This is a genomic window from Streptomyces ardesiacus (genome assembly GCF_003112575.1).
Classification (GTDB): domain Bacteria; phylum Actinomycetota; class Actinomycetes; order Streptomycetales; family Streptomycetaceae; genus Streptomyces; species Streptomyces ardesiacus.
Genome location: NZ_BEWC01000010.1, coordinates 284,580 through 304,947 on the forward strand (window position 1 = coordinate 284,580; position 20,368 = coordinate 304,947).

Below are 20,368 nucleotides of genomic sequence, written 5' to 3' on the forward strand. Positions count from 1 at the left end.
ATGAGCAAGCGGAACAGCCAGGCGGCGAAGACGGCGGCCCGTGAGCGCCTGCGCCAGGAGCGCGAGCGCCAGGCCAAGCGCGACAAGGTCAAGCGGCAGGCCATCGTGGCCGCCTCCATCGTCGGCGTGCTGGCGATAGCCGGCGGCATCAGCTACGCCGTCGTGCAGAACAACAAGCCCACCGGCTGGGACAAGGCCGCCGAGGCGAAGGTGGTGGCCCCGGCCAACACCTCCGGCAAGGACGGCACCACGATCGTCGTCGGCGAGTCCAAGTCCGACAACGTCGTCCACCTCTACGAGGACCCGCGCTGCCCGGGCTGCGCGGCGATGGAGCAGAGCATCGGCGAGACCGTCAACAAGGGCATGCAGGACGGCGACTACAAGCTCTCCTTCACCATCGGCACCTTCCTCGACGGCAACCTGGGCGGCGAGGGCTCCAAGAACGCGCTGAGCGCGCTCGGCGCCGCGCTGAACGTCAGCCCCGAGGCCTTCGTCGACTACAAGACCGCGCTGTACTCCACCGAGTACCACCCCGAGGAGTCCACCGACGAGTTCGCCAAGGACGACTACCTGATCAAGGTGGCGAACTCGGTGGACGCCCTGAAGAACAACAAGAAGTTCCAGGACGCCGTGGAGAAGGGCACCTACGACGCCTGGGCGATGCGTATGAGCAAGTCCTTCGACAAGGCGGAGGGCGTCCAGTCGACCCCGACCATCAAGATCAACGACAAGATCGTCGAGACCCCGAGCACGCCGGACGCGTGGCAGAAGGCGCTCAAGGACGCGGGCGTCACCAAGTGACCCGGCGGGCCCGGTGACCCGGTGATCGCCGTCTGACGAGTGGGCGAACTTTTGCGAGTTCGCCCACTCGCGCGCGTACCGGTCAGTAACCTGATCGGCCGTGACCAGTCGACACAGAGCCCCCGAAGCCGGCGCACCCGCCGGGCACACCGAGTCCTCGCGCACCCCGAGCCGCCGTACGGTCGTCAAGGCCGCGGCGGCCGGTGCCGTCCTGGCCGCCCCGCTCGCCGCGGCGCTGCCCGCCGGCGCCGCCGACGCGGCCCCCGCCTTCCTGCACGGCGTCGCCTCCGGCGATCCCCTGCCCGACGGCATCCTGCTGTGGACCCGGGTGACACCCGTGCCCGAGGCCATACCCGGCTCCGGGACCGGCCCGGACACCGAGGTGAGCTGGGTCGTCGCCACCGACAAGGCCCTCACCGACGTCGTCGCCGAGGGGTCCGTCACCGCGACGGCCGCCTCCGACCACACCGTGAAGGCCGACGTCCGCGGCCTCGCGCCCGCCACGGACTACTGGTTCCGCTTCTCCGCGGGCCCCACCGACTCCCCCGTCGCCCGCACCCGCACCGCCCCCGCCCACGACGCGGCCGTCACCGGCCTGCGCTTCGGCGTGGTCTCCTGCGCCAACTGGGAGGCCGGCTACTTCTCCTCGTACCGCCATCTCGCCGCCCGCGGCGACCTGGACGCCTGGCTGCACCTGGGCGACTACATCTACGAGTACGGCACCGGCGAGTACGGCACCCGTGGCACCGTCGTCCGCCCGCACGCCCCGGCCCACGAGATCCTCACCCTCGCCGACTACCGGACCCGGCACGGCCGTTACAAGACCGACCCCGACCTCCAGGCCCTGCACGCCACGGCGCCGGTGGTGGCGATCTGGGACGACCACGAGATCGCCAACGACACCTGGTCGGGCGGCGCCGAGAACCACACCGAGGGCGCCGAGGGTGCCTGGGCGGACCGGCAGAGCGCCGCCAAGCGCGCCTACTTCGAGTGGATGCCGGTGCGCCCGGCGATCGCCGGCACCACCTACCGGCACCTGCGGTTCGGCCGGCTGGCCGACCTGTCGCTGCTCGACCTGCGCTCCTTCCGCTCGCAGCAGGTGGCGCTCGGCGACGGGAAGGTCGACGACCCGGACCGCACCCTCACCGGCCGCGCCCAACTGGACTGGCTCAAGTCGCGGCTCGCGTCCTCGGACACCGCCTGGCGGCTGGTCGGCAACCCGGTGATGATCTCCCCCTTCGCCGTCGGCTCGCTCCCCGCCTCGCTGCTGGGTCCGCTGGCCGAACTGCTCGGGCTGCCGAAGGAGGGCATCGCCCTCAACACCGACCAGTGGGACGGCTACACCGACGACCGCCGCGAACTGCTGGCCCACCTGCGGTCGCACGCGATCCGCAACACCGTGTTCCTGACCGGCGACATCCACATGGCGTGGGCCAACGACGTGCCGCACCACGCCGGGACGTACCCGCTGTCCGCCTCGGCGGCCACGGAGTTCGTCGTCACGTCGGTGACCTCGGACAACCTCGACGACATCGTGAAGGTCCCCGAGGGCACCGTCTCGACGGTCGCGGCGCCGGTGATCCGGGCCGCCAACCGGCACGTGCACTGGGTCGACACGGACCGGCACGGCTACGGCGTGCTGGACATCACCGCGGACCGGGCGCAGATGGACTACTACGTCGTCTCCGACCGCACCGACGCCAACGCCACGTCCGCCTGGGTCCGCTCCTACCGCACGCGCAGCGGCACCCAGCGGGTCGAGCGCGTCTACGCCCCGGTCTGAGCCTCCTGGAGCGTCTGGAGGAAGCCGAGCGCCACCCGCCAGGTGGCCTCGGCCGCCTCCGCGTCGTAGTCGGGCAGCTCCGGGTCGGTGTAGAGGTGACCGGCCCCGGGGTACCTGTGCACCTCGACCTCGGCGCCGATCCGGCCCATCTGGAGGTACCAGGCACTGAGCCAGTCGTCCGTCTCGAAGGGGTCCGGCTCGGCCACGTGCAGCTGGACCGGAAGACCGTCGACCGAGGCGTTGGGCGCGAGGTCCGAGGTGCCGTGCAGGAGCAGCAGCCCGCGCGCCCGGTGGTCACCGAGGGCGAGGGTCTGGGCGACGGAGGCACCGAGCGAGAACCCGGCGTACACCAGCCCGCGCTCGGAGTAGGGGGCGGCGGCCAGCACGGCCCGCTTCAGCAGCTCCTCACGGCCGATCCCGTTCTGATGGGCCATGCCCTTCTCGACCGAGTCGAAGGTGGCCCCCTCGTAGAGGTCCGGGGTCCACACCTGGTGCCCGGCGTCGCGCAGCCGGTCGGCCGCCTGCCGCACCGCGGGCCTCGGGCCGAGGGTCGAGTGAAAGAGCACGATGTTCATGAGGCCATGGTGCCAGCCGGGTGTGACGGCGCGGGTGCGGCGATGCCCCGCACGGGACGCAGGTCACAGGTTCACGTGCCGCGCGGCCGGGTTACGTTCGAGGGATGGAGACGATACTCCGCCCGCTGATCGTGGTCGGCGGCTCGGTCCTGCTGACCCTGGTCATCGGCTGGGCCACCGACCTGTTGCTGCGCAAGGCCGACGGACGCCACCCCGAGACACCGCTGTGGGGGCTGCTGCGGCGCGCCCGCGTGCCCTACCAGATCGCGCTCTGCGCCGGCCTGCTGAGAGGGTCGTACGTCGAGGCGCGGGTCTTCCCGGAGCACCAGACCGGGGTCGGCCGGACGCTGACGCTGGTGCTGATCGGCTCGGTGGCCTGGCTGGTGGTCCGGATCGCCGCCGCGGTCGTCGAGACGTCCTACTCCCGTTACGCGCACGCCCACGCCGAGCGGGACCCGGCGCGGGTGCGGCGGGTGCGGACCCAGGTGTCGCTGATCATGCGGGTGGTCACGGCGGTCGTCGGCGTGGTCGCCGTGTCGTCGATGCTGCTGACGTTCCCGGCGATGCGCGCGGCGGGCGCCTCCCTGCTGGCCTCGGCGGGGATCATCGGCATCGTCGCCGGTGTGGCGGCCCAGTCCACGCTGGGCAACCTGTTCGCCGGTTTCCAGATCGCCTTCGGCGACATGGTGCGCATGGGCGACACGGTCGTCGTGGACGGCGAGTGGGGCACCGTCGAGGAGATCACGCTGACGTACCTGACGGTACGCACCTGGGACGAGCGCCGGATCACGATGCCGGTGTCGTACTTCACCTCGAAGCCGTTCGAGAACTGGTCGCGCGGCACCCCGCAGATGACCGGCACCGTCTTCTGGCACCTCGACCACTCGGCGCCGATGGACCTCATGCGCGAACGCCTGCGCGACATCCTGCGCGCGTGCCCGGCCTGGGACGGGCGCAACTACAACCTGACCGTCACGGACACCACCCCGAACACCATGGAGGTGCGGGCCCTGGTGACCGCGAAGGACGCGGACGACATCTGGACGGTACGGGTCACGGTGCGCGAGGGCATGCTCCGCTGGCTGGCCGACGAGCACCCCTACGCGCTGCCGCGGGTCAACACGGCGGACGCGGCGCTGCGCCCGCCCCACGAGGCCCTCCCGCACGCCCGCCGCCCCTCCGACGCGGGCTCCCGCCGCTTCACGGGACGGCCCACCAAGAGCCTGTGACCGCGGGCCCGCCCGCGCGGGTCAGCGCAGGCTGCGCACGTCCAGGTGGCGCAGGACCCGGTCGACGATCTCCGGGTCGGCGCCGGGCTCGCTGCGGGCCGCCAGCACCTCGTGGCGGGCGGCGCTGAGCATCTCGCCCTGGATCCGCCGGAGCCGTTTGATCCGCCGGGCCCGCTGCTCGTGCGCCTCCCGCCGCTCCTCGTCACCGAGGTCCGGGCTGATGCGTACGCCGATGTCGAAGGCGCGCCGCAGCATCTGCTCGGACAGCTCCTCCGGCAGTTCCTCGACCGACTCGATCTCCTTGAGCCGCTGCTTGGCCGCCCGGGCCGCCCGCAGGGCCAGGTCCCGCTCGAACTCCTGCTCCCGCTCGGTGTCCGCCCGGACCCCGAGCCTGCCCACCAGCCAGGGCAGGGTCAGGCCCTGCAGCAGCAGCGTGCCCATGATCACGCCGAACGCGATGAAGACGATCTCCTCCCGGTGCGGGAAGGGCGCTCCGTCGTCCGTGTGCAGCGGGATCGCCAGGGCGAGCGCGACGGAGGCCACGCCCCGCATCCCGGCCCACCACATGACCACCGTCTCCCGCCAGCTCGTCGGGATGTCCTCGTCCTGGTCGCGCCGGGCGTGCAGCCGCTGGGTCAGCCACGTGGCCGGCAGCAGCCACAGCAGCCGGACCAGGACGACGACGGCCAGGATCGCCGCCGACCAGCCGAGCAGTTCGGTCCACCGGCCGGAGGCGGTGCGCACGGCGTTGTGCAGTTCGAGCCCGATCAGGCCGAAGGCCACCCCGGTGACCAGGGTGTCGACCACGTCCCAGACGGTGTGTCCGCCGAGCCGGGTCATCACGTCGTCGGCGTCCGAGGCGTACTCGGCGAGGAACATGGCGGTGGTGAGCACGGCGAGCACGCCGGAGCCGTGCAGTTCGTCGGCGGCGACGTAGCTCACGAACGGCACCAGCAGCGTCAGCCCGATCTGCAGCGTCGGGTCGTCCAGCACGTCCATGAGCTTGTTGGAGCCCCAGCCCAGGGCCAGGCCGATCGCGACGGCGACGACGGCGGACAGCACCAGGTCGAGGCCGGCCCGCCACGGCGAGAAGGAGCCGCCGACCGCGGCGGCGATGGCCACGTGGTACAGGACGATGGCCGTCACGTCGTTGAAGAGGCCCTCGCCCTCCAGGATGGACACCAGACGGCGCGGCAGCCCCAGTTGCCCGGCGACGGCGGTCGCGGCGACCGGGTCGGGCGGTGCCACCAGCGCGCCGAGCGCGAAGGCGGCGGCGAGCGGCAGGCCCGGCACGATCGTGTGGGCCACGGAGGCCACGCAGGCCATGGTGACGAAGACCAGCGCGACGGCCAGCAGGAAGATGGGGCGCTTGTTGGCCGCGAACTGCCGCCAGGAGGTGCGCCGTACGGCGGCGTACAGCAGCGGCGGCAGCAGCGCGGGAAGGATCAGTTCGGGCGGGATGTCGACGTTGGGCACGAAGTCGAGCAGCGCCAGGACGATCCCGAGGACGGTCATCAGCACCGGCGCCGGCAGCCGGAGCCGGTCGCCGACCGGGACGCTCAGCAGGGCCCCGAGCAACAGCAGGAACAACAGGGCGAGCTGATCCACGGTCACCGCTCCGGTGGGGTCTAGGGGCTGTGGTCTGGGCGTTCACCCGGCGGCCCAAGCCTGCCACGCCACCGGCCCCACCGGCCGGTTCGGCGCCTTCGCTACAGACGGCGGCGCATCGCGCGGTGGGGGATCCCGGCGTCGGGGAACTCGGGTCCGTAGGCCTGGTACCCCAGTCGCTCGTAGAAACCCAGGGCGTGGGTCTGCGCGTGCAGGTCCACGGCGGTGAGTCCCCGCGCCCGGGCCGCCTCCTCGACGGCCCGCACCAGCGCGGCACCGACACCGTGGCCGCGGGCCGCCGCGGTCACCGCCAGCCGGCCCAGGGAGCCGACGGCCGGGTCCCCGTCGCCGTTCCTCTCGGCGGCGGCCGCGCCGTGCAGCAGCCGGCCGGTGCCGAGCGGCACGCCGTCCTCGCGGACGGCCAGGACGTGCACGGCGTCCGCGTCGTAGGCGTCGTACTCGATGTCCTCGGGGACCTTCTGCTCGGCGACGAAGACGTCCTTGCGCACCGCGAAGCAGGCCTCGCGGTCGGCCGGGTCCTCGGCGACGCGCACCTCGTAGGCGGCCGGGGACGGGCTCGGGGTGCTCATCCGTAGGTCTCCTCGCGGACCTGGTCGAGGGCCTGCTGGAGGTCGGCGGGGTAGTCGCTGGCGTACTCGACCCACTGGCCGTCGCCGGGGTGCTCGAAGCCGAGCCGTACGGCGTGCAGCCACTGGCGGGTCAGGCGCAGCCGCTTGGCGAGGGTGGGGTCGGCGCCGTAGGTCAGGTCGCCGACGCAGGGGTGGCGGTGGGCGGCCATGTGGACGCGGATCTGGTGCGTGCGGCCGGTCTCCAGCTTCACGTCGAGCAGGGAGGCGGCGCGGAAGGCCTCGATGAGGTCGTAGTGGGTGACGGAGGGCTTGCCCTCGGCGGTGACGGCCCACTTGTAGTCGTGCTGGGGGTGGCGGCCGATGGGGGCGTCGATGGTGCCGCTGGTCGGGTCGGGGTGGCCCTGCACGAGCGTGTGGTAGCGCTTGTCGACCGTGCGCTCCTTGAACTGGCGCTTGAGCGAGGTGTACGCGCGCTCCGACTTGGCCACCGCCATCAGGCCGGAGGTGCCGACGTCGAGGCGGTGCACGATGCCCTGGCGCTCGGCGGCGCCGGAGGTGGAGATGCGGTACCCGGCGGCGGCCAGTCCGCCGATGACGGTCGGCCCGTTCCAGCCGGGGGACGGGTGGGCGGCGACGCCGACGGGCTTGACGACCACCACGACGTCGTCGTCGTCGTGCACGATCTCCATGCCCTCGACGGGCTCGGCGACCACCTGCACGGGCGCGGGCGCCGCGGGCATCTCGACCTCGAGCCAGGCGCCGCCGTGGACGCGCTCGGACTTGCCGACCACCGCTCCGTCGACCTGCACCTTCCCCGCCGCCGCCAGCTCGGCGGCCTTGGTGCGGGAGAAGCCGAACATGCGGGAGATGGCGGCGTCGACGCGCTCGCCCTCCAGGCCGTCGGGCACGGGCAGGGTGCGGATCTCGGGAATCGTGCTCACCCGTCGAGTATGCCGGACGGCGCCGGCACACCCGAACGCGCGCTCAGTCCTTGTGGACGGTCCCGTCCGGGTCCAGGCCGCGGAAGGACAGGATCACGATGAGGATGCCGCCGCAGACGATCGCCGAGTCGGCCAGGTTGAAGACGGCGAAGTGCTTGGGGGCGATGAAGTCCACGACCGCGCCCTCGAAGACGCCCGGCGCGCGGAAGATCCGGTCGGTGAGGTTGCCCAGGGCGCCGCCGAGCAGCAGGCCGAGCGCGATCGCCCACGGCAGGCTGTGCAGCTTGCGCGCGAGGCGGGCGATCACGACGATCACGGCCGCCGCGATCACCGTGAAGATGATCGTGAAGGCCTCGCCGAAGCCGAAGGCGGCGCCGGCGTTGCGGATCGCCGCGAGCCGCAGCCAGTCCCCGACGATCTCGATCGGCTCGTGGTGCTCCAGCTTGGCGACCACCAGCATCTTGCTGCCCAGGTCGAGCAGGTAGGCGAAGGCGGCGACCGCGAAGAGCACGGCGACCCGGCGCTTGCCCCGGGGGCGCTCCGGAGCCGGGTCCTGCTTCTGCTCCTGCCCCGCGTCGGGCTCGGGCCGCTCCTGCCCGTCCCCCGCCGTGTCCGGGGTCTCCGGAGTACCGATGATGCGCTCCGCCTCTGCCACGTGAGTCCCTCAGCCTAGGTCCTTGACTGAGGACGAGGGTACGGCACGCCTCCCGTCCCGGCCGCTGCTCAGTACCGGCGTTCCTGTTTCTGCTTGCACTCGACGCACAGGGTGGCCCTCGGGAAGGCCTGCATCCGCGCCTTGCCGATCGGGTTGCCGCAGTTCTCGCAGAGCCCGTAGGTGCCCGCGTCCAGGCGTTCCAGGGCGCGCTCGGTCTGGGTGAGCACCTCGCGCGCGGTGGCGGCCAGCGCCAGTTCGTGCTCGCGCGTGATGTTCTTGCTGCCGGTGTCGGCCTCGTCGTCGCCCGCGCCGTCGCCGGAGTCCCGCATCATGCCCTGCAGCGACCGCTCGGAGGAGTCGATCTCGGTGCGCAGCCGGTCGGCCTCGGACTGCAGCTCGCCGCGCGCCTCCTCGACCTCCTGCGGGGTCCAGGGTTCCTCGCCGGGGCGTACCGCGAGGTCGCCGGGGTCCGCGGCGGTGCCGCGGGCCTTGGGGACAGCGGTCTTGGCCGCCGTGGCCGTGCCAGGGGTCTTCTTCGCAACCACCGTCGTGGCTCCCGTCTGCTCCGCGGCCTCGGCCGCGCCCGCTTTCTTGGCCGTGCTCTTCTTCGTCGTGCTCTTCTTCGTCGTGCTCTTCTTCGCCGTGCTCTTCTTGGCGGTGCTCTTGGTGGCGGTGCTCTTCTTCGCCGGGCTCTTGCCCGCCGCGGTCTTCCGTGCCGCCGTCCTCGCCGCCGGGGCGGTCTTCGCCGCCGTCTTGCTCGCCGGGCTCTTCCTGGCCGCCGTCTTCTTCGCCGGGTGCTGCTCGGTGCCCTCCTCGGCGGCGCTCCGCTCCGCGGCCGTCGTCTTCTTCTTCGCCACCATGGCCGCGGCCCCTTCACATATTGTGATCTTGCGCGCGAATCGTGCTGGGACGATAAATCGACTCCGGTCCCGCGGCAACGGGGCACGCCGCCCGACTCGCCCGCCCACCGTGCGCCGCGCGGCGAGCATGCATCCGTTGTGCCCAGCTCCCCGCCCGGTAATCCGCCGGAACGCCCCCGGCCGGAGGGTCCGGGCAGCCGCTCCCCGGACGGCGGCATTCGGGTCACGCCAAAACCGGTCGGCCCCGGTCCGCGCGGCGCCGTACACTGGGCGCAGCGAAAAGCGTGGATGGGGACGAGTAGCGGCGTCAGCAGCCCAGAGCGACCCGGGGACGGTGTGAGCCCGGGGGCGAGCGCGACGTGAAGATCACCCCGGAGCCGCCGGAAGAAAGCCGTGGCAGGACCGCAGCGGCGAGTAGAACCGGCTCGCGACCCCAATGAGGGGGCTCACCGGAGCACACGACGCACCGGGCGGGCCAAGGAGGGTGGTACCGCGGGAGCACGGCTCTCGTCCCTCCGACGGAAGGCAGCACGTCCGCCGGAGGAAGCTCGCTGATGACAACGCCTCAGTACCGCCAGGTACCCGCCCAGGTCGACCTGCCCGCGCTCGAACACGCGGTGCTCGACTTCTGGCGCGAGCAGAAGATCTTCGCCAAGAGCCTGGAGCAGTCCGAGGGCCGCCCCGAGTGGGTGTTCTACGAGGGCCCGCCCACCGCCAACGGCATGCCCGGCGCCCACCACATCGAGGCGCGCGTCTTCAAGGACGTCTTCCCCCGCTTCCGCACCATGCGGGGCTACCACGTGGGCCGCAAGGCCGGCTGGGACTGCCACGGCCTGCCCGTGGAGCTGGCGGTGGAGAAGGAGCTGGGCTTCTCCGGCAAGCAGGACATCGAGGCGTACGGCATCGCCGAGTTCAACGCGAAGTGCCGCGAGTCGGTGACCCGTCACACCGACGCCTTCGAAGAGCTCACGACGCGCATGGGCTACTGGGCCGACCTCCAGGACCCGTACCGCACGATGGACCCGGAGTACATCGAGTCCGTCTGGTGGTCGCTGAAGGAGATCTTCAACAAGGGCCTGCTGGTCCAGGACCACCGCGTCGCCCCCTGGTGCCCCCGCTGCGGCACCGGCCTGTCCGACCACGAGCTGGCCCAGGGCTACGAGACGGTCGTCGACCCGTCCGTCTACGTCCGCTTCCCGCTGACCTCCGGCCCCCTGGCCGGCGAGGCCGCGCTGGTGGTGTGGACGACGACCCCGTGGACCCTGGTCTCCAACACCGCGGTCGCCGCCCACCCCGACGTCACCTACGTCGTCGCGACGAACGGCGAGGAGAAGCTGGTCGTCGCCGAGCCCCTGGTCGCCAAGGCCCTCGGCGAGGGCTGGGAGACCACCGGGCAGTCCTTCACCGGCGCCGAGATGGAGCGCTGGACGTACCGGCGCCCGTTCGAGCTGGTGGACTTCCCGGAGCCCGCGCACTACGTGGTGAACGCCGACTACGTCACCACCGAGGACGGCACCGGCCTCGTCCACCAGTCCCCCGCCTTCGGTGAGGACGACCTCAGGGTCTGCCGCTCCTACGGCCTGCCGGTCGTCAATCCGGTCCGCCCCGACGGCACCTTCGAGGAGGACGTCCCCCTCGTCGGCGGCGTGTTCTTCAAGAAGGCCGACGAGAGGCTGACCGAGGACCTGGCCGCCCGGGGCCTGCTCTTCAAGCACATCCCGTACGAGCACAGCTACCCGCACTGCTGGCGCTGCCACACGGCGCTGCTGTACTACGCGCAGCCGTCCTGGTACATCCGCACCACGGCGATCAAGGACCGTCTCCTCCAGGAGAACGAGAAGACCAACTGGTACCCGGACGCCGTCAAGCACGGCCGGTACGGGGACTGGCTGAACAACAACATCGACTGGGCGCTCTCCCGCAACCGCTACTGGGGCACCCCTCTGCCGATCTGGCGCTGCGAGGAGAACCACCTCACGGTCGTCGGCTCCCGCGCGGAGCTGACCGAGCTGTCCGGCACCGACCAGTCGGCCCTGGACCCGCACCGCCCGTTCATCGACGCCGTGACCTTCCCCTGCACCCACGAGGGCTGCTCCCTCGAAGCGGTGCGCGTGCCGGAGGTCATCGACGCCTGGTACGACTCGGGTTCGATGCCGTTCGCGCAGTGGGGCTACCCGTACAAGAACAAGGAGCTGTTCGAGAGCCGGTACCCGGCGCAGTTCATCTCCGAGGCCATCGACCAGACCCGCGGCTGGTTCTACACGCTGATGGCGATCGGCACCCTGGTCTTCGACAAGTCGTCCTACGAGAACGTGGTCTGCCTCGGCCACATCCTCGCCGAGGACGGCCGCAAGATGTCCAAGCACCTGGGCAACATCCTGCAGCCGATCCCGCTGATGGACCAGCACGGCGCCGACGCGGTGCGCTGGTTCATGGCGGCCGGCGGCTCGCCCTGGGCGGCCCGCCGGGTGGGCCACGGCACCATCCAGGAGGTCGTCCGCAAGACGCTCCTCACGTACTGGAACACGGTCGCCTTCCAGGCCCTGTACGCCCGCACCTCCGGCTGGGCGCCGAGCGCGGCCGACCCGGCCCCGGCCGACCGCCCGGTCCTGGACCGCTGGCTGCTCTCCGAGCTGCACGCGCTCACCGACCAGGTCACCCAGGCGCTGGACTCCTACGACACCCAGCGCGCCGGCAAGCTGCTGTCCGCGTTCGTCGACGACCTGTCCAACTGGTACGTGCGCCGCTCCCGCCGACGCTTCTGGCAGGGCGACAAGGCCGCGCTGCGCACCCTGCACGAGGTCGTCGAGACGGTCACCAAGCTGATGGCGCCGCTGACCCCGTTCATCACCGAGCGGGTCTGGCAGGACCTGGTCGTGCCGGTGACCCCGGGCGCCCCGGAGTCGGTCCACCTGTCCTCGTGGCCGGAGGCCGACCTCACGGCGATCGACCCGGAGCTGTCGCAGCAGATGGTCCTGGTGCGCCGCCTGGTCGAGCTGGGCCGGGCCACCCGCGCGGAGTCGGGCGTCAAGACCCGCCAGCCGCTCAGCCGCGCCCTGATCGCGGTGGCGGGCTTCGACGCGCTCTCCCCCGAGCTGCACGCGCAGATCACCGAGGAGCTGAACGTCGAGTCCCTCGCGTCGCTGAGCGAGGTCGGCGGCTCCCTGGTCGACACGACCGCGAAGGCCAACTTCCGGGCGCTGGGCAAGCGGTTCGGCAAGCGCGTCCAGGACGTGGCGAAGGCCGTCGCGGGGGCCGACGCCGCCGCGCTCTCCCTCGCCCTGCGCGAGGGGACGGCGTCGGTGGAGGTCGACGGCGAGACGATCACCCTCGCTCCGGACGAGGTGATCATCACGGAGACGCCGCGCGAGGGCTGGTCGGTCGCCTCCGACTCGGGCGCGACGGTGGCACTCGACCTGGAGCTCACGGAGGAGCTGCGCCGCGCCGGCCTCGCCCGCGACGCGATCCGCCTGATCCAGGAGGCCCGCAAGAACAGCGGCCTCGACGTCGCCGACCGCATCGCCCTGCGCTGGACGGCCACGGACCCGGCGACGATCGCGGCGCTGACCGACCACGCGGGCCTGATCGCCGACGAGGTCCTGGCGACGGACTTCTCCCAGGGCGAGGCGGACGACACGTACGGCGCCCCGTTCACGGACGAGGGCCTGTCCCTGGTCTTCCGCCTGCGCAAGCAGTAGCCGGGACAGACCGACGAGGGCCCGCACCTCCCCAGGGAGATGCGGGCCCTCCGCCACCTCCACAACCCCCGCACCGCCACGCGCCTGCGGGCACCCGCACCGCCGCTTGGCTGCCGGCAGCCGTGCGCCGCGCAGCTGCGGGCAGTCGTGCCGCTGGGGCGGCACGGATGGGCGGTGGGGCACCTCCCGCTCGAGCGGAGCCGAGCGTGGGGGAGGCACCCCGCAACGCCGGGCAGCACCCCCACCCCCGCGCCCGCACCCACACCCCGCGGCTGAACCCCGCACAACAACAAAAGGGCGGGCCCCGGGTCAGAAACCCGGGGCCCGCCCTGAACGCTGCCGACGGCTACGCCGTACTACCGTTCGTCAGCCCGTCAGTTGTCGTCCTCGTCGATCAGGAACCCCCGCATGGGCGAAGGCGCCTGCCCCATCGGCGACGGCCCCTGCGGCCGCACCGGGGCCATCGGCTGGGTCATCGCGGGCGACATCTGCTGCTGCCCGCCGTAGGACGGACCGGACTGGCTCGGACCGCTGCCCATCGACTGGTTGCCGCCGTAGGACGGGGCACTCGCGCCGGCCGGTGCCATGGAGGGCGCCGGGGACGGCGGCAGAGAGGCCGTCGCGGGCGTGCGCGGCGGGGCGAGCGAGTCGTCCGCCTGGGTCTCCAACTGGCGGAGCTGCGACTCCAGGTAGGACTTCAGCCGCGTGCGGTACTCGCGCTCGAAGCCGCGCAGGTCCTCGACCTTGCGCTCCAGCGTGGCGCGGGCGGACTCCAGGGAGCCCATCGCGACGCGGTGCTTCTCCTGCGCGTCCCGCTCCAGGGCGTCCGCCTTGGCACGGGCGTCGCGCTCCAGACCCTCGGCACGCGAACGCGCCTCGCCGACGATCTTGTTGGCCTCGGAACGGGCCTCGGCGATCGCCTGGTCGGCGGTCTGCTGGGCCAGCGAGAGGACACGCGCGGCGCTGTCGCCGCCGGGGCCGCCCTGACCGGGCATGCCGGGGCCACCGGGACCGCCGGGACCCTGCGGGCCGCCCATGGGGCCGCCCATCGGACCGGGACCCATCTGGCCCTGCATCGGACCCGGGCCCTGGCCCATCGGCCCCGGACCCTGGCCCATCGGGCCGGGCCCCTGCGGGCCACCCTGTCCGCCGGGGCCGGCGGGCAGTTGCGGAGCACCGCTCGGCAGCTGGGGCGGGCCACCCATGGGGCCACCCATCTGCTGCTGCGGCGGGCCCGATATGCCGGCGGGCACCGGAGCGCCGGGACCTCGCATGCCCTGCTGGGGCATGCCGCCCTGCTGGGGCATGCCGCCCTGCTGCGGCGGACCCTGCTGCTGGTGCTGCTGCTGGTCCTGCGGCGGTTCCGGAGGCTTGCGCATGTTCTGCTGGTTCTGCGCGGCCGCGCGGGTCGCCGCGGCCAGCTTGGCGCGCAGGTCCTCGTTCTCGCGGAGCAGTCGGGTCAGTTCGGCTTCGACCTCGTCGAGGAAGGCATCGACCTCGTCCTCGTCATAGCCTTCTCGGAGGCGGACGGTCGTGAACTGCTTGTTCCGCACGTCCTCGGGGGTCAACGGCATCTCTTCACCTCAACGTTGTCGTCGGCATTCGGCAAGCCCGTATCTCTCTCATCGATCACAGCCGGCTCACGATCGAGATCAGGATGTAGACGATGATCATCAGTACGAAGAAGGACAGGTCGAGCGCCACGCCCCCGAGACGCAGCGGCGGAATGAACCGCCGCAGAAGCTTCAGCGGTGGATCGGTGACAGTGTAGGTGGCCTCCAGGAGGACCACCATCGCCTTGCCGGGTTGCCACGAGCGGGCGAACTGGAAGACGTAGTCCATGACCAACCGGAAGATGAGCACGATGAGGAAGCACATCAGCGCGATGTAGACGACATCCAGGACCACGCTCATGACCTGTGCTTCCCTCTCCCCTGAACCATGTGTCGAACCCTGTGCCGGGCCCGGGTTCTTGCTCTCTGCCGGTGGTACGTCTCAGCTCTGGTTGAAGAACCCGCCCTCTGCGATGCGGGCCTTGTCCTCCGCCGTGACATCGACGTTAGCAGGAGACAGCAGGAACACCTTCTGCGTCACCCGCTCGATACTGCCGTGAAGACCAAACACCAAACCGGCCGCAAAGTCGACAAGTCGCTTCGCATCTGTGTCATCCATCTCAGTGAGATTCATGATCACCGGAGTGCCCTCACGGAAGTGTTCCCCGATGGTACGGGCCTCGTTGTAGGTCCGGGGGTGAAGTGTGGTGATCCGGTAGGGCTCTCGTTCGGACACGACCTTGGGCATGATGACCGGTGCGCTCTTTTCCAGGCTTGCGCGTTCTTGTGTGATGGACGCCACGGGCGCGATACGCGCCGGACGACTCGATTCCGCCGCGAGCGAAGCGGAACGGGGCATCGGCTCGCGCTGCGCGGGCGGTTGTACGACTCGTACCTCTTCGTCCCTTTGGGGCTGGTGTGAACCGTGTGACTGGTGCGCCGGTTCGTGGCGCCGGTGGTCCCGCTCGGGTTCCGGGTCCAGTTCGGGTTCGAAGTCGTCGTCGGGGTCGAACCCCCTGCCGTCGTACCCATCGTCCTCCACGAGGCCGAGGTAGACCGCCATCTTGCGCATCGCGCCGGCCATGCTCTGAGTCCTCCGCTCTGTGGTGGATCTGCCGACGACTCCAAGTGCCTGCGATCCACGAGGTCGTTGCGTCCGCCTTTCGGCGGTAATGACCATATTTTCTGCTGTGGTCCGACTTCTTGGCGACGTTACCCGAGCACGGGTCGGACTCCGAGTACCGCAGTGCCGACGCGTACATGTGTCGCTCCGGCGGCCACGGCCTGCTCGAGGTCCGCACTCATCCCCGCGGAGACCATGTTCGCAGCCGGATGGGCTCGGCGCACGCAGGTCGACAAATCCATGAGGTGCTCGAACGCCGCCTGTTGGCGCCCCGCGTACTCGCCGGTGAGCGGGGCGACGGTCATCAGGCCGTCGAACCTCAGCCCGTCCGATCCGGCGACCAGGTCGGCCAACTCTTCGATTCCGGAGGGCGCGACGCCGCCGCGCTCCCCCCGCCCGCTCTCTCCCGCGTCGAGGGCCACCTGGAGGAGGCAGCCCACCTCGCGCCCGGCGCGCACGGCCTCCTTCGACAGGGCGGTGACGAGCCGGGCCCGGTCCACCGACTGCACGACATCCGCGTAACCGACCACGGAGCGGACCTTGTTGGTCTGCAACTGACCGACAAAGTGCCACGAAAGCGGCAGATCCGAACAGGCGGCGGCCTTGGGCGCGGCGTCCTGGTCGCGGTTCTCCGCGACGTGCCGCACCCCGAGTTCCGAGAGAATGCGCACATCGTCCGCCGGGTAGGTCTTGGTGACCACGATGAGGGTCACGTCCTCGCGCGGGCGGCCCGCGGCCGCGCACGCGGCGGCGATGCGCTCTTCCACTTTCGCCAGATTCGCGGCGAGTTCGTGCTTACGGTCCGTCATGCCCCATCAGTCCAGCCAGACATAGCCCGCGAGCCGCCCGGTGGTGCGGTCGCGTCGGTACGAGAAGTGGTCCTTCGACTCCCGGGTGCACACCGGCGACTGCGTCCGGTCGCGCACTCCGAGGCGTTCGAGCTGGGCGTGCACTCCGGCGCTCACGTCGAGCGCCGGAGTGCCCCAACTGGTCTCGGCGTACGCGGCCGGCTCGACGGCGGCCACGTCGGCGCGCATCTCCTCGGGCACCTCGTAGCACCGGCCGCACACGGCGGGCCCGGTACGGGCGACGATCCGGGCGGGGTCCGCGCCGAGTCCGGTCATGGCCCTCACGGCGGCGGGGACGACCCCGGCGACGAGTCCGGGCCGGCCCGCGTGGGCCGCGGCGGCGACGCCGGCGACCGGGTCGGCGAGCAGAACCGGCACGCAGTCGGCGGTGAGGACGGCGAGGGCGAGGCCGCGTTCGGCGGTGACGGCGGCGTCGACCCGCGGGACCGGGCGGTCCCCCCAGGGCGCGTCGACCACGGCGACGTCGGCGCCGTGCACCTGGTTCATCCAGACCACCCGGGCCGGGTCGGCGCCCAGCGACTTGGCCGCCAGCTCCCGGTTGGCCGTGACGGCGGCGGGGTCGTCGCCGACCGCGCCGCCGAGGTTGAGCTCCTCGTACGGAACGGCGCTCACTCCGCCCCACCGGTCGGTGAAGCCGAAGTGCGCGCCGTTCACGGTGTCGCGCTGTCCTATCACTTCAGGAAGTCCGGCACGTCCAGTTCCTCGGCCGCGCTGTCCGAGTAGGTGCGGGACGGCGGGACCGGCGGCGCGGAGACCGGCGGCAGGTCGCTCACCGGCTCCGGCGCGGGGGCGGGCTCCGGCTCCTCCTTCGGCTTCACGCTGCCGAGCGAGCCGAAGGACGGGCGGCTCTCGGGCTGCCGGGCCGGAGCGGGCTCCTCGCGCTTGGCCGAGGCGGACCCGAGGACGTTGTCCCGCTTGGACGGGGGCTGGCCCCCGTCGAAGCCGGCCGCGATCACGGTGACCCGCACCTCGTCGCCGAGGGCGTCGTCGATGACCGCGCCGAAGATGATGTTCGCCTCGGGGTGGGCCGCCTCGCTGACCAGCTGGGCGGCCTCGTTGATCTCGAAGAGGCCGAGGTCGGAGCCGCCGGAGATGGAGAGCAGCACGCCGCGGGCGCCGTCGATGGACGCCTCGAGCAGCGGGGAGGAGATGGCCATCTCGGCCGCGGCCACCGCGCGGTCGTCGCCGCGGGCCGAGCCGATTCCCATGAGGGCCGAACCTGCCTCGGACATGACCGACTTGACGTCGGCGAAGTCCAGGTTGATCAGGCCGGGCGTGGTGATGAGGTCGGTGATGCCCTGCACACCGGAGAGCAGCACCTGATCGGCGGACTTGAACGCGTCGAGCACGCTGACCTGGCGGTCCGAGATGGACAGCAGCCGGTCGTTGGGGATGACGATGAGGGTGTCGACCTCTTCGCGGAGTTCGGCGATGCCGTCCTCGGCCTGGTTGGCCCGGCGCCGCCCCTCGAAGGTGAACGGGCGGGTGACCACGCCGATGGTCAGGGCGCCCAGGGAGCGGGCGATGTTGGCCACGACGGGTGCGCCGCCGGTGCCGGTGCCGCCGCCTTCACCGGCTGTCACGAAGACCATGTCGGCCCCCTTGAGGACCTCCTCGATCTCCTCGCGGTGGTCCTCGGCGGCCTTGCGGCCGACGGCCGGGTTGGCTCCGGCGCCGAGTCCGCGGGTGAGTTCGCGGCCGACGTCGAGCTTGACGTCGGCGTCGCTCATCAACAGCGCCTGTGCGTCGGTGTTGATGGCGATGAACTCGACGCCCTTGAGACCGACCTCGATCATCCGGTTGATGGCATTGACACCACCGCCGCCGACACCGATGACTTTGATGACTGCGAGGTAGTTCTGCGGTGCTGCCACGTCGAAGGCCTCTCGCCTCGAGTTACGTGTCGCCCGACCGCCGAAGCACTGATGCCCCCGCGACCCGACGACTGATGCCGATTGGGACGGTCCGTAGCGCCGACCCGAACCCTAACGCTGAAGTTTAGGGTTACCAGTGTGTCTGTTCCTTGGACTCTTCCGAACAGGACACTAAGTCGACAAGTGGCGCACGTTCAACGAACACGCCGAACCTCCCGTTTTTCTTTTCACCCTATGTGATCAGCCGTAGCGCTGCCCAACCAGGGTGCTGGCCTGCGCGTATACCCGTCAACTCCCCGATGACGCCGGGGCGGTGGGAACACTGACGTCGAAGTGCCGTGCGTCGGGCGTCGCTTTCATGAGCGCGGTGAGCGCGCGGGCCTTGCTCACACCCTGCTCACCACTCCCCCACGACACGGTCCGCTCCCCGCTCAGCTCCAGCGAGATGTCGTCGTAGGAACGGACCTTGACGAGCCGTGTGTCCCGGGCGACCTTGTCCGGGAGCCGGCCGGCCACCCGTACCGCCTCGCGCACCAGGCGGTCGTCGCCGAAGCGGCGCAGGCTCGCGCCGGCGGAACCGGAACGCGCGGGTGCCAATTCGAGCTCGGGCACGCCTTTCGGAGCACGGGAAACCGTGGCGAAACGGACGCCCTCATCGTCCACTTCCACGAACTTTCCGCCCTTTTGCACAATCAGGACCGGAGTACGCTCCGTCACTTTCAGCCCGATTCCGTGCGGCCAGGAACGCTCCACCCGGACCTCGTCAATGCGGGGCAATTTCCGGCGGAGTCTTTCCTCGACCGCGTCCGTGTCGACCGAGACCAGCGGGTCCCCGACCGGTACGTCGGCGGCCTCGCGCACCTGCTCGGGCGTCAGGACGCGGGTCCCGGAGACCGAGACGTCTTCCAGACGCGTCCAGTTGGAGCCGTAGAGGACCCAGAGGGTTCCGCCCGTGACCAGGACGAGCGCGACGGCGAGGATGATGATCGTACGAAGACGGGGCGGGCGGAACCGGCGCGCGCGGGGCGGGCCGGACGACTCCTGCTGGCGTGCACCGTGCTCGGCGGTGGTCGTTCCGGCCACACTCCCTGCCTTCCGTCAGACGTGTCTAGCGGTGCGCACGGGCGGCGATCGCCTCGTACACCATGCCGACGAGCAGGTCGTCGGCGTCCCGGCGGCCGAACTCGGCGGCGGCGCGGGACATCTCGTACAGCCGGTGCGGGTCGGCCAGCACGGGCAGGACGTTCTGCTGGACCCACTCGGGCGTCAGTTCCGCGTCGTCGACCAGCAGTCCGCCGCCGGCCTTGACCACCGGCTGGGCGTTGAGCCGCTGTTCGCCGTTGCCGATGGGCAGCGGGACGTAGGCGGCCGGGAGCCCGACGGCGGAGAGTTCGGCGACGGTCATCGCGCCCGCGCGGCAGAGCATCATGTCCGCGGCGGCGTACGCGAGGTCCATCCGGTCCAGATAACTTACCGGGATGTACGGGGGCATCCCCGGCATCTGGTGGACCTGCGGCAGTTCGTTCTTGGGCCCCACCGCGTGCAGGATCTGGATGCCGGCCTGCTGGAGCCACGGCGCGACCTGCTGCACCACCTCGTTGAGCCGCCGGGCGCCCTGCGAACCGCCGGAGACCAGCAGCGTCGGCAGATTGGGGTCGAGCCCGAACATCGCGCGGGCCTCGGGACGCGCGGCGGCGCGGTCGAGGGTGGCCACGGCGCGGCGCAGCGGGATGCCGATGTAGCGGGAGTTGCGCAGCTTGCTGTCCGGGGTGGAGACGGCGACCTGGGCGGCGTAGCGCGAGCCGATCTTGTTGGCCAGGCCCGGGCGGGCATTGGCCTCGTGGACGACGATCGGCACGCCGAGCCGCTTGGCCGCGAGGTAGCCGGGCAGGGCGACGTAGCCGCCGAAGCCGACGACCGCGTCCGCCTTGGTGCGCTCCAGGATCTGTTCGGTCGCCTTGATGGTGCCGCGCAGCCGGCCCGGGACGGTGATCAGCTCGGGGGTGGGCTTGCGGGGCAGCGGTACGGCCGGGATCAGCGCCAGCTCGTAACCGCGCTCGGGCACCAGGCGGGTCTCCAGGCCGCGTTCCGTGCCCAGGGCCGTGATCCCCACGGTCGGATCCTGCCTGCGCAGGGCGTCCGCGAGGGCGAGCGCGGGCTCGATGTGGCCCGCGGTTCCTCCGCCGGCGAGTACGACATGCACCGAAAT

The 20,368-nt window shown here is 71.4% G+C and carries 17 protein-coding genes and 1 pseudogene; 4 read left to right on the forward strand and 14 right to left on the reverse strand.

Annotated features, from left to right (window positions below; genetic code table 11):
* The gene (locus Sdi02f_RS31235) at window positions 1-801 is read left to right on the forward strand and encodes a DsbA family protein (protein WP_030402184.1); all 801 of its coding nucleotides are present in this window, start codon (window positions 1-3) and stop codon (window positions 799-801) included.
* A 100-nt stretch (window positions 802-901) separates the two neighbouring features.
* On the forward strand, window positions 902-2,584 hold the full coding sequence (locus Sdi02f_RS31240) for an alkaline phosphatase D family protein (protein ID WP_055469475.1): 1,683 nt from the start codon (window positions 902-904) through the stop codon (window positions 2,582-2,584).
* Here Sdi02f_RS31240 and Sdi02f_RS31245 read toward each other — a convergent pair.
* A pseudogene (locus Sdi02f_RS31245) lies at window positions 2,569-3,177 on the reverse strand (dienelactone hydrolase family protein); the annotation flags it as partial. The gene Sdi02f_RS31240 and the pseudogene Sdi02f_RS31245 sit on opposite strands and share 16 nt — an antisense overlap.
* An 86-nt stretch (window positions 3,178-3,263) precedes the next feature.
* Here Sdi02f_RS31245 and Sdi02f_RS31250 point away from each other — a divergent pair.
* Window positions 3,264-4,388, forward strand: coding sequence for a mechanosensitive ion channel family protein (locus tag Sdi02f_RS31250; RefSeq protein WP_031083706.1), 1,125 nt, complete (start codon window positions 3,264-3,266; stop codon window positions 4,386-4,388).
* Between the two features lie 21 nt (window positions 4,389-4,409).
* Here the strand turns inward: Sdi02f_RS31250 and Sdi02f_RS31255 are convergent, their stop codons facing one another.
* The 5 genes from Sdi02f_RS31255 to Sdi02f_RS31275 all read right to left on the reverse strand — a co-directional run bounded on the left by Sdi02f_RS31255 (window position 4,410) and on the right by Sdi02f_RS31275 (window position 9,042).
* Complete coding sequence (locus tag Sdi02f_RS31255) at window positions 4,410-5,996, reverse strand: Na+/H+ antiporter (RefSeq protein WP_030402180.1); 1,587 nt, start codon at window positions 5,994-5,996, stop codon at window positions 4,410-4,412.
* A gap of 101 nt (window positions 5,997-6,097) precedes the next feature.
* Window positions 6,098-6,586: a GNAT family N-acetyltransferase gene (locus Sdi02f_RS31260; protein WP_108934421.1), complete on the reverse strand. Its 489-nt coding sequence runs from the start codon at window positions 6,584-6,586 to the stop codon at window positions 6,098-6,100.
* On the reverse strand, window positions 6,583-7,527 hold the full coding sequence (locus tag Sdi02f_RS31265; protein WP_053663018.1) for an RluA family pseudouridine synthase: 945 nt from the start codon (window positions 7,525-7,527) through the stop codon (window positions 6,583-6,585). Before Sdi02f_RS31265 ends, Sdi02f_RS31260 begins: the two co-directional genes overlap by 4 nt.
* A gap of 43 nt (window positions 7,528-7,570) precedes the next feature.
* Window positions 7,571-8,182 carry a signal peptidase II gene (lspA, locus tag Sdi02f_RS31270; RefSeq protein ID WP_030402177.1) on the reverse strand — a complete coding sequence of 204 codons (612 nt, stop codon included), beginning with the start codon at window positions 8,180-8,182 and terminating at the stop codon, window positions 7,571-7,573.
* Window positions 8,183-8,250: 68 nt separating this feature from the next.
* Window positions 8,251-9,042: a TraR/DksA family transcriptional regulator gene (locus Sdi02f_RS31275; RefSeq protein ID WP_053639145.1), complete on the reverse strand. Its 792-nt coding sequence runs from the start codon at window positions 9,040-9,042 to the stop codon at window positions 8,251-8,253.
* A 554-nt stretch (window positions 9,043-9,596) separates the two neighbouring features.
* Between Sdi02f_RS31275 and ileS the strand changes: the two genes are divergently transcribed.
* Window positions 9,597-12,740 carry an isoleucine--tRNA ligase gene (gene ileS / locus Sdi02f_RS31285; RefSeq protein ID WP_031185531.1) on the forward strand — a complete coding sequence of 1,048 codons (3,144 nt, stop codon included), beginning with the start codon at window positions 9,597-9,599 and terminating at the stop codon, window positions 12,738-12,740.
* A 374-nt stretch (window positions 12,741-13,114) separates the two neighbouring features.
* Here ileS and divIVA read toward each other — a convergent pair whose 3' ends face one another.
* The 8 genes from divIVA to murG all read right to left on the reverse strand — a co-directional run bounded on the left by divIVA (window position 13,115) and on the right by murG (window position 20,362).
* Complete coding sequence (gene divIVA / locus Sdi02f_RS31290) at window positions 13,115-14,314, reverse strand: apical growth/hyphal branching protein DivIVA (protein WP_108934422.1); 1,200 nt, start codon at window positions 14,312-14,314, stop codon at window positions 13,115-13,117.
* Between the two features lie 55 nt (window positions 14,315-14,369).
* Window positions 14,370-14,654, reverse strand: coding sequence for a YggT family protein (locus Sdi02f_RS31295; RefSeq protein ID WP_030402173.1), 285 nt, complete (start codon window positions 14,652-14,654; stop codon window positions 14,370-14,372).
* A gap of 81 nt (window positions 14,655-14,735) precedes the next feature.
* Complete coding sequence (locus tag Sdi02f_RS31300) at window positions 14,736-15,377, reverse strand: cell division protein SepF (RefSeq protein ID WP_007448662.1); 642 nt, start codon at window positions 15,375-15,377, stop codon at window positions 14,736-14,738.
* A gap of 128 nt (window positions 15,378-15,505) precedes the next feature.
* Window positions 15,506-16,225: a YggS family pyridoxal phosphate-dependent enzyme gene (locus tag Sdi02f_RS31305; RefSeq protein ID WP_053663021.1), complete on the reverse strand. Its 720-nt coding sequence runs from the start codon at window positions 16,223-16,225 to the stop codon at window positions 15,506-15,508.
* A gap of 6 nt (window positions 16,226-16,231) precedes the next feature.
* Window positions 16,232-16,960, reverse strand: a complete 729-nt coding sequence (gene pgeF, locus Sdi02f_RS31310) for a peptidoglycan editing factor PgeF (RefSeq protein WP_108934423.1) — start codon at window positions 16,958-16,960, stop codon at window positions 16,232-16,234.
* Window positions 16,957-18,159, reverse strand: a complete 1,203-nt coding sequence (gene ftsZ, locus Sdi02f_RS31315) for a cell division protein FtsZ (protein WP_030402169.1) — start codon at window positions 18,157-18,159, stop codon at window positions 16,957-16,959. The genes pgeF and ftsZ overlap by 4 nt, the downstream gene beginning before the upstream one ends.
* Window positions 18,160-18,447: 288 nt before the next feature.
* Window positions 18,448-19,242 (reverse strand): cell division protein FtsQ, encoded by a 795-nt coding sequence (gene ftsQ / locus Sdi02f_RS31320; protein WP_108934424.1) that lies wholly within the window; start codon window positions 19,240-19,242, stop codon window positions 18,448-18,450.
* A 25-nt stretch (window positions 19,243-19,267) separates the two neighbouring features.
* Complete coding sequence (gene murG, locus Sdi02f_RS31325) at window positions 19,268-20,362, reverse strand: undecaprenyldiphospho-muramoylpentapeptide beta-N-acetylglucosaminyltransferase (RefSeq protein ID WP_030402167.1); 1,095 nt, start codon at window positions 20,360-20,362, stop codon at window positions 19,268-19,270.
* Between the last annotated feature and the right edge of the window lie 6 nt (window positions 20,363-20,368).

Bases quoted from the DNA above. Each gene is read 5' to 3' on its own strand.
- Sdi02f_RS31260 (WP_108934421.1), bottom strand. From the start codon at position 6,586: ATGAGCACCCCGAGCCCGTCCCCGGCCGCCTACGAGGTGCGCGTCGCC.
- Sdi02f_RS31235 (WP_030402184.1), top strand. From the start codon at position 1: ATGAGCAAGCGGAACAGCCAGGCGGCGAAGACGGCGGCCCGTGAGCGC.
- ileS (WP_031185531.1), top strand. From the start codon at position 9,597: ATGACAACGCCTCAGTACCGCCAGGTACCCGCCCAGGTCGACCTGCCC.
- Sdi02f_RS31300 (WP_007448662.1), bottom strand. From the start codon at position 15,377: ATGGCCGGCGCGATGCGCAAGATGGCGGTCTACCTCGGCCTCGTGGAG.
- divIVA (WP_108934422.1), bottom strand. From the start codon at position 14,314: ATGCCGTTGACCCCCGAGGACGTGCGGAACAAGCAGTTCACGACCGTC.
- Sdi02f_RS31295 (WP_030402173.1), bottom strand. From the start codon at position 14,654: ATGAGCGTGGTCCTGGATGTCGTCTACATCGCGCTGATGTGCTTCCTC.
- Sdi02f_RS31275 (WP_053639145.1), bottom strand. From the start codon at position 9,042: ATGGTGGCGAAGAAGAAGACGACGGCCGCGGAGCGGAGCGCCGCCGAG.
- Sdi02f_RS31250 (WP_031083706.1), top strand. From the start codon at position 3,264: ATGGAGACGATACTCCGCCCGCTGATCGTGGTCGGCGGCTCGGTCCTG.
- Sdi02f_RS31305 (WP_053663021.1), bottom strand. From the start codon at position 16,225: ATGACGGACCGTAAGCACGAACTCGCCGCGAATCTGGCGAAAGTGGAA.